General features: G+C 62.6%; 14 protein-coding genes and 2 tRNA genes. 5 read left to right on the forward strand and 11 right to left on the reverse strand.

Going from position 1 to position 14,086, the window contains the following annotated elements:
- Positions 1-6: 6 nt before the first annotated feature.
- Together EOA16_RS12250 and rbsK are read left to right on the forward strand one after the other, a co-directional pair.
- Positions 7-459: an RbsD/FucU family protein gene (locus EOA16_RS12250; RefSeq protein WP_127258238.1), complete on the forward strand. Its 453-nt coding sequence runs from the start codon at positions 7-9 to the stop codon at positions 457-459.
- Between the two features lie 4 nt (positions 460-463).
- Positions 464-1,408 carry a ribokinase gene (gene rbsK / locus EOA16_RS12255; protein WP_127258239.1) on the forward strand — a complete coding sequence of 315 codons (945 nt, stop codon included), beginning with the start codon at positions 464-466 and terminating at the stop codon, positions 1,406-1,408.
- Between the two features lie 48 nt (positions 1,409-1,456).
- Here rbsK and EOA16_RS12260 read toward each other — a convergent pair whose 3' ends face one another.
- From EOA16_RS12260 to EOA16_RS12270, 3 genes are all read right to left on the reverse strand, one after another.
- Positions 1,457-2,578 (reverse strand): glycosyltransferase family 2 protein, encoded by a 1,122-nt coding sequence (locus EOA16_RS12260; protein WP_127258241.1) that lies wholly within the window; start codon positions 2,576-2,578, stop codon positions 1,457-1,459.
- A complete protein-coding gene (locus EOA16_RS12265; protein ID WP_127258242.1) occupies positions 2,572-3,132 on the reverse strand; it encodes a dTDP-4-dehydrorhamnose 3,5-epimerase family protein in 561 nt (186 codons plus the stop codon). Before EOA16_RS12265 ends, EOA16_RS12260 begins: the two co-directional genes overlap by 7 nt.
- Positions 3,133-3,503: 371 nt before the next feature.
- Positions 3,504-3,580: transfer RNA gene (locus tag EOA16_RS12270), tRNA-Asp, on the reverse strand.
- Positions 3,581-3,796: 216 nt separating this feature from the next.
- Between EOA16_RS12270 and EOA16_RS12275 the strand changes: the two genes are divergently transcribed.
- Positions 3,797-3,872, forward strand: a tRNA-Val gene (locus EOA16_RS12275).
- A gap of 1 nt (position 3,873) precedes the next feature.
- Here EOA16_RS12275 and EOA16_RS12280 read toward each other — a convergent pair.
- The 6 genes from EOA16_RS12280 to EOA16_RS12305 all read right to left on the reverse strand — a co-directional run bounded on the left by EOA16_RS12280 (position 3,874) and on the right by EOA16_RS12305 (position 9,456).
- The gene (locus tag EOA16_RS12280) at positions 3,874-4,527 is read right to left on the reverse strand and encodes a GNAT family N-acetyltransferase (RefSeq protein ID WP_127258244.1); all 654 of its coding nucleotides are present in this window, start codon (positions 4,525-4,527) and stop codon (positions 3,874-3,876) included.
- Positions 4,524-5,294 (reverse strand): SDR family NAD(P)-dependent oxidoreductase, encoded by a 771-nt coding sequence (locus tag EOA16_RS12285; RefSeq protein ID WP_127258246.1) that lies wholly within the window; start codon positions 5,292-5,294, stop codon positions 4,524-4,526. The genes EOA16_RS12280 and EOA16_RS12285 overlap by 4 nt, the downstream gene beginning before the upstream one ends.
- Positions 5,295-5,307: 13 nt before the next feature.
- Complete coding sequence (locus EOA16_RS12290) at positions 5,308-6,303, reverse strand: ABC transporter permease (protein ID WP_127258247.1); 996 nt, start codon at positions 6,301-6,303, stop codon at positions 5,308-5,310.
- A 145-nt stretch (positions 6,304-6,448) separates the two neighbouring features.
- Positions 6,449-7,489, reverse strand: a complete 1,041-nt coding sequence (locus EOA16_RS12295) for a sugar ABC transporter substrate-binding protein (protein ID WP_127258249.1) — start codon at positions 7,487-7,489, stop codon at positions 6,449-6,451.
- 39 nt (positions 7,490-7,528) lie between these two features.
- Positions 7,529-8,293: an ATP-binding cassette domain-containing protein gene (locus EOA16_RS12300; protein WP_013532175.1), complete on the reverse strand. Its 765-nt coding sequence runs from the start codon at positions 8,291-8,293 to the stop codon at positions 7,529-7,531.
- Positions 8,290-9,456: an ROK family transcriptional regulator gene (locus EOA16_RS12305; protein WP_127258250.1), complete on the reverse strand. Its 1,167-nt coding sequence runs from the start codon at positions 9,454-9,456 to the stop codon at positions 8,290-8,292. The genes EOA16_RS12300 and EOA16_RS12305 overlap by 4 nt, the downstream gene beginning before the upstream one ends.
- Before the next feature lie 224 nt (positions 9,457-9,680).
- Between EOA16_RS12305 and EOA16_RS12310 the strand changes: the two genes are divergently transcribed.
- Complete coding sequence (locus EOA16_RS12310; protein WP_127258252.1) at positions 9,681-10,859, forward strand: M24 family metallopeptidase; 1,179 nt, start codon at positions 9,681-9,683, stop codon at positions 10,857-10,859.
- On the forward strand, positions 10,846-12,075 hold the full coding sequence (locus EOA16_RS12315) for an amidohydrolase (protein WP_127258254.1): 1,230 nt from the start codon (positions 10,846-10,848) through the stop codon (positions 12,073-12,075). Before EOA16_RS12310 ends, EOA16_RS12315 begins: the two co-directional genes overlap by 14 nt.
- Positions 12,076-12,124: 49 nt before the next feature.
- Here EOA16_RS12315 and EOA16_RS12320 read toward each other — a convergent pair whose 3' ends face one another.
- Together EOA16_RS12320 and EOA16_RS12325 are read right to left on the reverse strand one after the other, a co-directional pair.
- A complete protein-coding gene (locus EOA16_RS12320; protein WP_127258255.1) occupies positions 12,125-13,429 on the reverse strand; it encodes a M23 family metallopeptidase in 1,305 nt (434 codons plus the stop codon).
- Between the two features lie 151 nt (positions 13,430-13,580).
- On the reverse strand, positions 13,581-14,048 hold the full coding sequence (locus EOA16_RS12325) for a peroxiredoxin (protein WP_127258257.1): 468 nt from the start codon (positions 14,046-14,048) through the stop codon (positions 13,581-13,583).
- Between the last annotated feature and the right edge of the window lie 38 nt (positions 14,049-14,086).

A 14,086-nucleotide genomic window follows, 5' to 3' on the forward strand; every position in this document is an offset into this window, starting at 1 on the left:
AATACCATGCTCAAAGGCATCAACCCGCTGCTCAATGCCGACGTGCTGCAGGCATTGCGGGCAATGGGGCATGGCGATGATCTGATCATCGCCGACACCAATTTTCCATCCGATTCGGTGGCGCGCCAGACGGCGCTCGGCCGCGTGCTGCGCATCGATGCCTCGGCGGCGCAAGTGGTCAAGGCGGTGCTGTCGCTCTACCCGCTCGATACATTCGTCGACGATTCGGCTGCGCGCATGGAAATCGTCGGCAAGCCCAGCGAAATTCCGCCCGTGCAAAGCGAAGTGCAGAAGGAGGTCGACAAGGCCGAGGGCAAGTCGTGGCCCATGATCGCGGTCGAGCGCTATGCCTTCTATGAGCGCGCCAAACAGGCCTATTGCGTCATTCAGACCGGCGAACGCCGCTTCTACGGCTGCTTCGCCTTCCGCAAGGGCGTCGTGCCGCCGGATGCGGAGTAGCGGCATGGCTTCGGGCAAGCCGGTCGTCATGAAGCCTGTCGTCATATTGGGTGTGTTCGTCGCCGACACCGCCTACAGGGCGCAGCGGCAGCCGCGCATGGGCGAAACCATCCTCGGCACTTCCTTCACGCTGGGACCGGGTGGCAAGGGCTCGAACCAGGCGGTTGCCGCCGGCAAGCTCGGCGCCGACGTCACCTTCCTCACCCGCCTCGGCGTCGATCCCTTCGCCGACATGGCCAGGCAGACCTGGGCGCAGGCGGGCGTCAAGAATGCCGTCATCGACACGCCGGAAAGCTACACCGGTGCGGCCTACATTTTCGTCGAGGAGACCACCGGCAACAACGCCATCATTGTCAGTCCCGGTGCTGCCATGCTGATCTCGCCAGCCGATATCGAAGCCAATGCCGCGCTGATCAGCAGTGCCGGCGTTTTCGTCACTCAGCTCGAACAGCCGATCGAAGCAGCTATGCGGGCGCTGGGGATCGCGCGTGGGGCAGGGGTGACGACGATCCTCAATCCGGCCCCGGCGGCAAAGCTTCCCGACCGCATCTACACGCTGTGCGACTACCTCACACCCAACGAGACGGAGACTGAGGAATTGACCGGGATGAAGGTCTCCTCGGTCGATGACGCGCGAGCTGCTGCGGATAAGCTGCTCAAAAAGGGGGTCGGCACAATCATCATCACGCTCGGTGACAAGGGCGCGCTTTTGCACTCGAAAGATCGCTCCGACCATGTTCCAGCTGTCAGCGCCGGCCCGGTGGTCGAAACCACGGGGGCAGGCGATGCCTTCAACGGCGGGCTGGCCGCGGCACTGTCGCGAGGCGTGGAGCCGCTGCAGGCGGTGCGCTTCGCCTGCGCCGTCGCTGGCATTTCGGTGACGCGACCAGGGACGGCGCCATCGATGCCGACGCTCCGGGAGGTCGAGGCGCTGCTGGCGAGGGGATGAGATCGGCTTGGCTGACCGGCCGACGCCGCCTCCGGCCCGTTTTCAAGCCTATGATTTTTTCGAACGCAAGCTTGTGGAGATCTTGCGCAGCGGGCCTGTGAAGCGCCAGCTTCTGGACTGATGCAAGGCCGCGACTTGCATCTGGCACGCTTGCAACCTTTGTTCGATCTCGTCCTTCTCGTTCCTGGCCTCCGAAGCGGCGCTTCGCAGCCCGACGCTGCTTTGGTGAGCCGCCTCAAGCTCACTGCGCAATCTTGAGATTTCAGAATGCAACGTCGCCTTCTCGGCTTCAGCGCTTGCAAGCATCGGTCGGATCGTCTGCACATCCTCCCAGGCAAGGCGCGCTACCAGATCCCCGACGGCACGGCGCATCTGCTCGCTCCAGGCCGCGGGATCAACCCGCATGAGGCGCGAGTACTCGGATTGTTCCTTGCTGGCGTTCGGTATCCAGACGCGCAAGGCCGAAGGCCACCAGCCGGCTCTGTCGGCGATATCAAGCAGCGTGGCGAGTTGAGATACTGCGGAGTGCCGTGATTTCTTCCATGCGGCGCTGAAATGCAGGACGGTTGGAACGCGGCAATAGGTGAAGGGATTTCGCGGATTCTCGCGCATAATTCGCCGCCACAATTGCCAGTCCCCGGCCGATGCGACATCTTCCGGCCAGACATCTCGCGAAGGCAGGCAATCAGCCCGATACAGGAAGCAACTGGCGGGTATCGTGTTGCCGACCTCAGTGAACACCCTGAACTCGTCGGCCAGATCCAGATTGGTCAGGAAGGGTGCTGCGATGCCATCGGTGGAAACCCACAGCGCCTGACTGTACGCGATGGCAGCTCCATTTTTGAGGCCATCCGCCAGGGTTTCAAAATGATCCGGAAACAGGAGGTCGTCATCGGCGGCAAAGCCGATCATCTCGCCGCGTGCCTCATGCAGCACGATGTTGCGGTTCGCGTAGCCGAAGTTCGGCGCCTTGGGGAGATCGAAGAAACGAATGCGGCTGTCATGGAAGGCTTCGACCACCTCGGCCGTGCCGGCCGCGCAGCCGTCGCCGACGACCAGCAGTTCAAAATCCTCGACGGTCTGGTCCAGCACCGACTGGATAGCCACACCGATGACATCCACGCGCGAGTGCGTCGGCATGAGGATGGAAAAGCGGGGCTTGCTCACCATCCCTTCGCGCTGCCGAAATCATGGGGGATGAGATCGGTATCGATCGGCAGGCGGTACTTATCGGGATTTGCGTGATCGTATTGTATCGTCGGGAAATTGATGGCGACCAAATCGGATGTTCCGATGTTTCTATCGGCATGCCAGACAAATTTCGGAATGTTGACCAGGCGTGGATGATTGCCGGAGAGGTAAACCTTCGAAACCTTGCCATATGTGCTGGATTCGGGGCGGGGGTCATAAAGGACCAGTTCCATCTCGCCGCTGATCACAAAATAGCGGTCCTCATGCAGCTTGTGCAGGCCCCACCCTTTCACCACGCCAGGGCGAATTGTGAACATGTAGGAAAAGACCAGCGGGTCGGCATGCCAACCCCAGCGCGGGTCATAGATCTCGGTCACGCTGCCGCGGTCGTCATTGTGCCGGATGCTGTCGAAAAAGGACATGCCGTCCACAAGGGGCGTAGTGCTTTGCCGTTGCTCGTCCAGAGTCCGTTGATCCTGCTTGGCAGCGGCAAGTGTTGTGTCCAGAAGATTCAGGCTGGTGTGATCGCTCATGAACAAAGCTTCCGTTTTTGACCGTCTTAGCCCGACCTTCTTCTCACAATTTTCGATGGATGTCCTGATCGGGCTAACAGGTACGTGCAGCCATGATGACTTTTTCGGGCACGGTTGGGGTTTCGATGGGAGCGGAGGCAGGCGCGTAGCGGGGGGTGCCACCGACAAGATTGGGAAGCGCCTTGCTTTGCGCCGGTTGAACGCGACCAGAGCGTGACGCGTCAATGCCGACGTTGCAGAGGCGTCTTGCGTCCATGCTTGGCAGATCCAACTCAGATACGAGACAATCCGAGTTGCCTCATCCAAGAAGATTTTTGACAATCAATGTCGACATTTCTCCAAAGCCAAGGGCTTGTATCCCTTGAGAGAAATGGCGCGAGTGACGGGGCTCGAACCCGCGACCTCCGGCGTGACAGGCCGGCACTCTAACCAACTGAGCTACACCCGCGCATGACGAACACGTGTCAGCCGTGTTCGTCGTTGGGGCGCTGGATAAGGGGTTCGCCACCGGGTGTCAAGCGTGACAGGACAGCATAACAGCAAACAGGAGAAGGTTTTTTGACAGCCGGCGTTTTGTTGGCAAAACCGGCATCCAACCAGGGCGTCCTGCACTCATTTGGCCTTGCGAAGCGGACCCTGACCGCTTAAAGGTCCGGCCCGGAGCGGGCGATTAGCTCAGTTGGTAGAGCGCTTCGTTTACACCGAAGATGTCGGCGGTTCGAGCCCGTCATCGCCCACCATTCACACGATCTCCGGTGCGGTTGTAAGCCGTTTGGCGACATAGATGCTGTGGTCCGGCAATCCCGGCTCCCGCAACACCGCGAACCCGATGGCCCTGTAGAAGCGCAGCGCATTGTGATTGTCCGGCATCACTTCGAGGCAAAGCCCGCGTGAACCGAGCGCGGCGAGCCTTTGCTCGAGAAAAGCCATCGCCCGCCGGCCGATGCCTTTTCCACGCGCCTGCGGCAACAGGTCGATATGACCGTGCGAAGGGTAGGCAGCCAGGGCCGGCGGAATGGTGAAATCGCGATGATGGATCTGGTGGCGAGCCCAGTCGCTGCCGCTCCAGCATGCGCGGTCGGGTCCGGGATCGGTCACCTGCGCCTGAAGGCGCGGATACCACTTTGCGGCCAGGCCGGCATTGAAAGCCTTTGTGTCTTTTGCACCCAGCAGATAGCCGGCGGCGCCCGTTGGCCCATCGACGATGAAAGCGAGGTCGGGCTCCAGCACCTGGTAGGGGATGGTGTAGATCTGGCCCAACAGATCCGGAGCGTCTTCGCGACCGGTTGCATCCTTGCCGGCATCACCGGTCTTGAGGCAGATCATGGCAAGTGCGGGATGGTCGGCCTCGGTCGCCTGGCGCAGGAAGAAGCCATCGCCGAAATCGGTAATCATGGCGGAACGAGCCGGAAATCGCTGCCCTCGGGCAGCAACTGCCCGCCATCGACGACGATGGTCGTGCCGGTGATGTAACTGGCGTCGTCCGAGGCGAGGAACAGGAAGGCATTGGCGACATCGCGCGGGCTGCCGAGGCGGCCAAGCGGGATGGAATCCTCCATGTTCTTGATGAACGCCTCGCCGCGATGCAATTCGATCGCTTCGGTCAGGATGTTGCCGGGCTCGACGCCGTTGACGGTGATGCCGTAGCCGGAGAATTCGAGCGCGGCGGCGCGGATGAAGCCGTTGATGCCGGCCTTGCTGGCCGAATAGTGGCCATGGCCCGGGCTGGTGACGTGCGGGCCGGTGATGGACGAGGTGTAGAGCATGCGGCCGAAGCCTTGCGCCTTCATCGGCACCAGGGCCGCGCGGCTGGCATTGAAGGTGCCGCGCAGATTGACCGCCATGACGCGGTCCCAGTCATCAGTGCTGGTGTTCTCGATCAGCTGCCAGGGATAGATGCCGGCATTCTGCACGATGATGTCGAGGCGGCCATACTGCTTCAGCGCCAGCGCTACGGCGGCCTCGGCGTCGCTCATTTGCGAGATGTCGGTGCGGATGAAGGGGACGCCCAACTCCTCAGCGGTGGCTTGCCCGGCCTCGACCTCGGTGTCGGCGAGCACCAGCCGCGCACCCTCTTCGGCAAAGCGCAGGGCGATGCCCTTGCCGATGCCGCGGGCGGCGCCGACGATGAGCGCCGCCTTGTCCTTTAGCCGTCCTGTCATGCGAGCCGTCCTGTCATGCGAGTCTTTGGCGAATGGTTTGCTTGAAGGCGTCGAGCAGCACCGCGGCCAGCACCAGCAGGCCATGAATCACCTGGGTGAAATTGGCCGGCAGGCCCATCAAATTGATCGCCGTGTTGATGGCCGAGAGCAAAAGCACGCCGGCATAGACGCCGGGGAGGGTGCCGACGCCGCCTTTCAGGCTGACGCCGCCGATGACGACGGCGGCGAAGGCGTTGAACAAAAGGCCGACGCCGAGATTGGCGGTGGCGCCCGACGTGCGGATCGCCAGCAGCCAGCCGGCGAGGCCGGCGATGGCGCCGGCGAGAACGAAGGCGATGATGAGATTGCGGTTCACCCGGATGCCGGCGCGGAAGGTCGCGGTCTCGTTGCCGCCGATCATCACCAGATGCCGGCCGAACGGTGTCTTGGCCATGATCAGCGAAAAGACCACGAAACAGCCAACCGCGATCCAGGCGGTGAGCGGCAGGCCGAGAAGGCGCTGGATGCCGAACCAGCGGATGGCCGGCGCCAGGTCCTGCGCCGAGCGGCCGCCCGACACGACCAGCACGAGGCCGCGCACCCAGATGTAGGACGCCAGGGTGATGATGAAGGCGCTCATCTTCACCTTGACCACCAGATAGCCGTTGAAGGCGCCGATGAGGCCGCCGACGGCCAGTGCCAGCAGCAGCGAAACCGGAACCATCAGCCATTCGGGATGCAGCTGCACGCCCATGCCGATGCCCGACGAGCAAAACAGGATGCCGACCGCCATGGCGCTGAGCGCTGCGACGGATTCGACCGACAGATCCATGTGGCCGGCGATGATCACCAGCGCCAGGCCGATCGACATGACGCCCAGCACGCTGGAAGCCTCGATGATGTTGGCGAAAATGCCGAGCTGAAAGTAGTTCGGGACGAAGATGGAGAAGACCACCAGCACGAACAGCAGCATGAACCAGACGAGGTTGTCGAGTACGAACTCCAGGGCTTTGCGTGTGCGCGGGTTCATGGGCTGATCCGGTTGGCGCCCCCGCGAAATCAACTCGATTTCGTCGGGTTAGGGCGCGGATTCAAATTCGCCACGGCATCCTTTCGGACGCGGCGTTGTGAAAGGGCAGGCTCCGGGCCGCTATGGCCCGGAGCGCTTTCAACGACTATTCGACCGACTTGACGGTGTCCGTCGGCGGCTTCTGGTTGCCCCAGAAGGCCGGATTGTCGACGTTTTCCTTGGTGATGGCGGCACCGGGGATCTTGATGTTCGGACCCCAGGCTTCCTTGGTCACGGTCGATTTCAGGCCGAGCACGTCGTATTCGCCGGGCTTGATCTCTTGCTTCTTGACGATCTTGTCCATGAACATGGCGACAGCCGCGGCTTGCGCGTAGAGCGGCTGCTCGATTTCGGCGTTGAGCCAACCCTTGCGGATCAGGTCGAGGCCGACCGGAGCGCCGTTCGAGCTCATCAGCATGACGTCGCCCGGCTTCTTGCCGGCTGCCTCGAGCGAGGCGACGGCGGCGACCGAAAGGTGCGCGGCATGGCTGAAGATCAGGTCGATGTCGGGGTTTGCAAGTATCTGGTCGTTGACGATGGTCCCGGCTGCATCCGCCGCCCACTGCATGGCCGGAAGCGAGATGATCTTGACGTCCGGAAACGCCTTCATCTTCTCTTCAAAGCCCTTCTGAATGTCGAGCGTATAGGGATCGCCGGGATCGCCGAGCACCTGCAGAACCTTGCCCTTCACCGAGCCGTTCTTGGCTTTCAGCAGCTTCTCGGCCTGGTCCGCGGCGACGTAGCCGATCTCGACCGTTCCGGCGACAGAGGTGAAGTCGGATGGCGTCGAGGTGATCTGGCGGTCGAACTCGACCACCGGGATGCCTGCGGCGCGGGCTGCCTCGATCGACGGTTTCAGGGCATTGAAGTCAACTGCCGCCAGGATGATGGCCGCCGGCTTCAGCGCGATGACATCGTTCATCTGCGATTGCTGGGCGTCGGTCTTGTTGTCGGCGTTCAGCGTCTTCATCTCGTAGCCGGTCTGCTTCAGGAACAGTTCCAGCGCGCTCACCGAGCCGGTCTGGAACTCGTCCAGCAGGGTCGGCACCATATAGTAGACGATACCCTTGGACTGGGCGAATGCCGGCGTGAGCGTGGCAAAGGCCAGTGCAAGGATACCGAAGACAGCAAGAAGTATTCGCTTCATGTCGTTCGCTCCTCTTAAGCCGGACCCCTCTTTTGTCCCTCAGCCTGTCGGTCCGGCACCGGCAAGCGTCTCACCGGTGATCATGTTGATCACCGCATCGGGACTTGTTTTATTGCGTGCGACATCGCCGGCCACGACGCCTTGGCGGATCACCACGATCCGGTCGGCGACCTGAAAAGCCTGCTGCATGATATGGGTGATGATGACGACGCCGATGCCCTGGTTCGCCACCTGGCGGATCATGTCGAGACCGCGCCGCGTCTGTTCGACGCCAAGCGCTGCGAACGGTTCGTCGAGCAGCACCAGCTTGCCGCCCCAGTGCACGAAGCGGTTGAGCTCGATGGCTTGCCGCTGGCCGCCCGAGAGGTGCTCGACATTGGCCCGCAGCGAGGGAATGCGGGTGCCGGCATTGGCCAGCGCCTTTCCGACGACGGCTTCCATGGCGCGCTCGTCGAGCACGGGAATGCCGAGAAACTTGCGTGTGATCTCACGGCCCATGAAAAAATTGGCGACCACGTCGACATTGGTGCACAGCGAGAGATCCTGGTAGACGGTCTCGATGCCGGCCGCCTTGGCCTCGGCCGGTGATTTGGCAAGGAATTCCTTGCCCTCGAACAGCATGCGACCCGATGTCGGCTCCAGTCCGCCCGATATGATCTTCACCAGTGTCGATTTGCCGGCGCCGTTGTCACCCAGCAGCGCCACGACCTCGCCCTTGCCGATCGAGAAACTGATGCCCTTCAGCGCTTCGATCGCGCCATAGTTCTTGGTGACGTTGTCGAGCACCAGCAGGGGTTCACTCATGCCGCAATCTCCCTGCCTTTGAGAAGGTCGCGCTCGCGTTCGCGTTCGGCAGCAAACATCTGCCCGAAGCGGGGTGACAGCACCCCGGAAACCGCAAGGGCGGCGGCGCCGCGCAACACCGAATGCTGCCCGCCGCGCGCGACCACAACCCTGGGCGTCGTGCGGTCCTTGCGAGCCGAGACGGAGTTGTGCAGGCCCCCGGCCGAACTAGCCAGCATTTCGAGCAGGTCGGTGGACGCCAGCCCGCCGAGGATGACCGTCTCCGGGTCGAACAGATTCTCGATGACGGCGACGGCGTTGTGAAAGATCGGTGCGACTTCGGCGACCCAATCCGCCTCGCTGCCGTTCCAGCGCCGGAGCGCCTCGAGCGACAGGTATCTTTCGAGACAGCCGCTGTTGCCGCACGGGCAGGCCTCGCCGCCGGGAATGACGGGAATGTGTCCGATCTCGCCGGCATTTCCCCAGGCGCCGCGCAAGGCGCTGCCGTCATGAACCATGACGCCGCCAAGGCCGACGCCGAAATAGAGATAGTAATATTCGGAAAACTGGGCGCCGAGGCCGTAGAGGCGCTCGCCCATGGCGGCCGCGGCCATATCGGTTTCAAAGAAGGCCGGCAATCCGGTGGAAGCCGCCAGCCGTTCGCGCAGCGCCACATCCTTCCAGCCGGTCATGGTGGTCGGCCCCACGAAACTCATGGACTCCACGTCGAACGGTCCGGGCAGGGCCATGCCGACGCCCAGCACCCGTCCGCCAGCCCGCAGCCTGGTCAATTCCACCACCAACGCCCCGATCAGCTCGAAGGCGTGGTCCGGCGTCGCGTTCGGCGCCTCGCGGTAGATGCTCTCGATCACGTCGCCGCTCAGATTGATCAAGGCGGCGCTGATACCAAGCGGAGTGATGTGGATGCCGACGGCATAGCCGCCCTCGGGGTTGATCCGGAGCGTCGCTGGCGGCAGGCCGCGCCCCTTCGGCTCTTTGCGCAGCGACAGGATGTAGTCCTGATCTTCCAGTTCGCGAACGATGGTCGATACGGTCTGGACGGTGAGGCCGACGCGCCGGGCGATCTCGCCGCGCGCGATCGGGCCGTGAAGGCGGATGGACTCAAGCACGATGCGCCGGTTGTACGGCCGTCCGAACTCCTGATTGGTCCCCCGCAGTGCCATGCCTTGCGCCCCTTAGGAGACAGCAGCTTCGCATTGCTTATTTATTCAGTCAAATGGAATTCAAAAATAAATTCGCGGCGAGCTTTACCAAGGGGGAGGCCGTGGAGGGCGTATTCGGTTCAGGACCTGCCCACGCGTCGTCCTGGCCGATTGCCGCCATGGAGAAACCTCTTCAATGGTGAGCGAACCCCGCGACCGTTGATCCGACAAAGCATGGAGCAAAGATGATCGAATTGCCGTTTGCCCGCGACGAGTACCAACAGCGGCTTCGCAAGATCCGCACCGAGATGGCGAAGCGCGGTCTCGAGCTCCTTGTCGTTAACGACGTTGCCAACCAGCATTACATCACCGGCTATGACGGCTGGTCGTTCTACACGCCGCAGGTGGTGCTGGTTCCAATCGAGGAGGTCGAGCCGGTCTGGATCGGGCGCGCCATGGATGCGGCCGGCGGTCTTCTGACCGCCTGGATGAAACCGGAAAACGTGGTCGGTTTTCCGGAAGACCATGTCCAGCGCGTCGATCGCCATCCCATGGACTGGATCGCGAGCTGGATCGTCGCCAAGGGCTGGGGTGTCAGACATATCGGCATCGAACTCGAAGCCTATTATTTCTCCCCCAAGGCGCACGCCCGGCTTGTCGCCGGACTTCCCAACGCAAAATGGCATGACGCCGACCTGCTGGTGAACTGGATCCGGGCGGTCAAATCGGCGCCCGAGATCGCCTATTTGCGCAAGGCATCGACCCTGGCCGAAGCGGCCGTCACGCGGGCCTTCGAGGTGATCGCACCGGGTGTTCGCGAATGCGATGCCATTGCCGCCATCCAGGCGGCGCAGATAGCGGGCAGCCCGGATTTTGCCGGCGACATCACCGCGCTTCCGCCGACAATCCTCGGTGGCGAGAATGCCTCGGCGCCGCACATCATGTGGAGCGACAGGCGGTTCGGAGAAAACGAGACGATTGCGCTGGAACTTGCCGGGGTCTGCCGCCGCTATGCCGCAGGCCTCGCCAGGACCATGCAGCTTGGCAAGACGCCGACAAATGTTTCCGACACGGCAAAAGCGGTGATCGAGGGCATGGACGCGGTGCTCGACGCGGTCAGGCCGGGAACGTCAGCCGAAGCCGTCGAAGCTGCCTGGCGCAAGGTCATCCAGCGCTACGGACTGAAGAAGGAATCGCGCATCGGCTACTCCATCGGCGTCGCCTATCCGCCGGATTGGGGCGAGCATACGATCAGCCTCAGGCCGGGCGACAAGACGGTGCTTGTATCAGGCAACGTCGTGCATTCCATCCTCGGCATGTGGATGGACGGCTGGGGCATCGAGATCAGCGAGACCATCCTGGTCACCGAAACCGGCCACGAGACCCTGACGAAGTTCCCGCGAGAGATCCATGTCAAATCCTGAGGGTTCGGTCACGGCGGGTGGTGTTGCGAAAACCGTGACGACCGATATCGCCGCCGGAATTCTCGACCGGATGATCGAGGTCCGTCGCCATCTGCACCGCAATCCCGAGCTCTCGAACCAAGAGGCCGGCACGCAGCGTTATCTCAGGCAGATGCTGGAGGATCAGGGAATTGCCGACATTCGCGACGTCGCCGGCTTTGGCCTTGCCGTCGATATTGTCGGCACCGGCAAGCCGTCAAATCGAAAGGTCGCCATTCGCGCCGACATCGATGCCTTGCCGATCGAGGAGGAGTCCGGCGTCGATTATGCATCGACGAATCCAGGCGTGATGCATGCCTGCGGTCACGACGCCCATGCGTCGATGGCTTTCGCGGTGGCCGCGCATCTTCACCAGTCGCGGGAGAGTTTTTGCGGTACCGTTCGCCTGATCTTCCAGCCGGCGGAGGAGGACGAACCGTCGGGCGGCAAGCGGGTGGTGGAAGAGGGGCTTCTCGACGACATCGACGCCGCCATCTGCGTCCACGTCGATCCGTACACACCGACCGGCAAGATCGCCGTCGGCTCCGGGCCCTACACTCTGGCCTGTGACACGTTCGATGTGGTCGTCATTGGCTCGGCCGCGCATGCGGCAAAACCGCATGAAGGTGTCGATGCATTGGCCGCAGCCTGCTCCCTGGTGAGCGAATTGCAGAAGATCGTTTCGCGCGAGACCGACCCGTACGATCCGCTGGTGATTTCCGTGACGGCCATCAATGGCGGCAACGCCTATAATGTCACCGCCGGCAGGGTCGCGTTGAAAGGCACTATCCGCAGCGGCAGCGATGCAACCCGCGAGCGGGCCTGGCACCGCGTTCGTAAGATAGCCGAGGGGATAGCGACGAGCCACGGCGCGCGTGTCGAGGTCGACATCCACAAGGGCGAGCCGGGTGTCGTCAACGATGTCGAGATGACTGAGCTGATTGCCGCCAGCGCCAAGGCCTGCATCGGTGCCGACAACGTCCTCAACACGCCCGGATGGACGATCGCGGACGACTTTGGCTACTACAGCGAGAAACGTCCTTCGGTCTATTTTCGGCTGGGAATCCGAAACGAGGAGATCGGATCGGTCTTTCCGCTCCATCACGCCCGGTTTCGTGTCGACGAGGCCGCATTGAAGGTCGGCGCGGCCACCCTGGTTGCGGCAGCGACGGCGTTTCTGTCGATGGAAGCGCCTTAGTCAACCATCATGATGGTCATCGGCGCATGGGGCAGGAGCCCAGGATCGCTTACAGATACTGCGCGACCTTCCTGCCGACCGTAAGAAAGCGCAAGGGGTCGATCGCTTCGCCATTGTGGCGGACTTCGTAGTGCAGATGCGGGCCGGTCGAGCGGCCGCTGCTGCCCGTCTTGCCGATGACGGCGCCGGCGTCCAGTTTCTCGCCGACGGTCACGTCGATCTCGCTGAGATGCCCGTAACGTGTTGCAAAACCATTGCCGTGGTCGACTTCCACCATGCGGCCATAACCGCCGTTCCAGCCGGCCTTGGTGACGGTGCCGGGCGCGGTGACCTTGGCGGCCATGCCGACCGGTGCCCTAAAATCCATGCCGGAATGCAGTGCCGCGGTGCCGAGGATCGGGTCGGTGCGCACGCCGAACGGGCTGGTGACGGAGTGGCCCGGCGCGGGGTTGGTCAGCGGCAGCTGGCGCGCTTCCTTCTTGAGATGGTCGAGCGCATCAAGCGCTTCGTCCAACTCCTTGACCTTGCTGTCAAACATCATCGAACTGTCGACCGGGATGAGCGGTCCGCCGACATCGCTGTCGCCCTTGCCGAAGTCGCTGTCGACGGGCAGTCCGGCCGCCTCGAGCGCCTGGGTGATGGCGTCGGCGCTCTTGTAGGCGTTGTCGGCAAGCGTGCTGATGCGGGTCAGTTGATCGCTCTCGATGGATCTCAGCGACTGGTTGATCGAGACGAAGAGCTTGTCGGCACGATCGGCGGCTGAATCGTTGGGTAGCGGATCGGAGCGAGTCGACCACAGCGAGAACGGCCTTGTGTCGCCGGCGCCGAGATCGGCGCTCAGGCTGCCGACCGCATAGTTCCGCGCAGGCTCCTGGATGCTGCCGGTCACGTCGGCGCGTTTGTCCGGCTTCGCAACCGCTGCCGGATCTTCGGCCGGCGCCGCGCCGACCTCGCTCTCGGCGCGTTCGAGCAGCGGGCCAAGACGGCCGTGACGCTGGCTCAGCTGGCTCTGGCGTTCAAGCAGTTCGCTGACCTTGGTTTCCATCAATTGCTGGTCGAGCAACTGGCGGCTGGTGATACGGTCGACCTGGGCGCGAAGCGCCGAAATGCGATCTTCATAGGCTTGCTGCATGCGCGCCTGACGCGCCGTGGTGGCGCCGATCAGATCATCGCGCAGCACGAGATAGGAGGTGGCGATGAGATAGCCGATAGCAATGGCGGCCAGCGCCGAGCCGATAAAGGCCGCCAGCCACGGTCGTATCGTAAAATGCCTGATCTCGTTGCCCCGGGCGATGATGACCGTGTGGGGCTCCTTACGCCTGCCGAATACTGCGGACTGACCGGTTGCCTTCACGGGACCAAGCTTTCGTTTACGACACCACGACAGCTTGACTACACATTATTAAGGTTAACAAAGGCTTGCAGCGTCAACTTGCTTGCAGCGAACGCCCGCCACGCGTGCGTAAGGTTGTGAGGGAAACCGGACCAGCCTCGCCGGCAAAATCTCAAAGCGCTCGAACGGCCTCAAGCACCTCTTCCGCATGGCCCTTGACGCGGACCTTGCGCCAGATCCTGGCGATCCGTCCGTCGCGGCCGATCAGGAACGTCGCGCGCTCGACCCCCATATACTTGCGGCCATACATCGATTTCTCGACCCACAGATGGTAGGCCTCGATCACCTTGCGCTCTTCGTCGGCGGCGAGGTCGATGGTGAGATTGTACTTCGACTTGAACTTGTCGTGCTTCTTGACGGGGTCGGGCGACAGGCCGATCACCACGGCGCCGGCCTTCTCGAAGTCAGGCTTCAGCTGCGAGAAGCTGATCGCCTCCTGCGTGCAGCTTGTTGTGTCGTCCTGCGGATAGAAATAGAGCACGATGGGCTTGCCGGACGATGCGGCAAGACTGACTGATCCGCCGCCGTCCCGCGGCAGGTCGAATTGCGGCGCGAGATCGCCTACGTCGAGGTCAGCCATACCGATGCCCTTGTTTGAGGTTACGTGCGAAGCCACAC

Origin of the sequence: Mesorhizobium sp. M7A.F.Ca.US.008.03.1.1 (genome assembly GCF_003997495.1) — a bacterium.
In the GTDB taxonomy this organism is placed as follows: domain Bacteria; phylum Pseudomonadota; class Alphaproteobacteria; order Rhizobiales; family Rhizobiaceae; genus Mesorhizobium.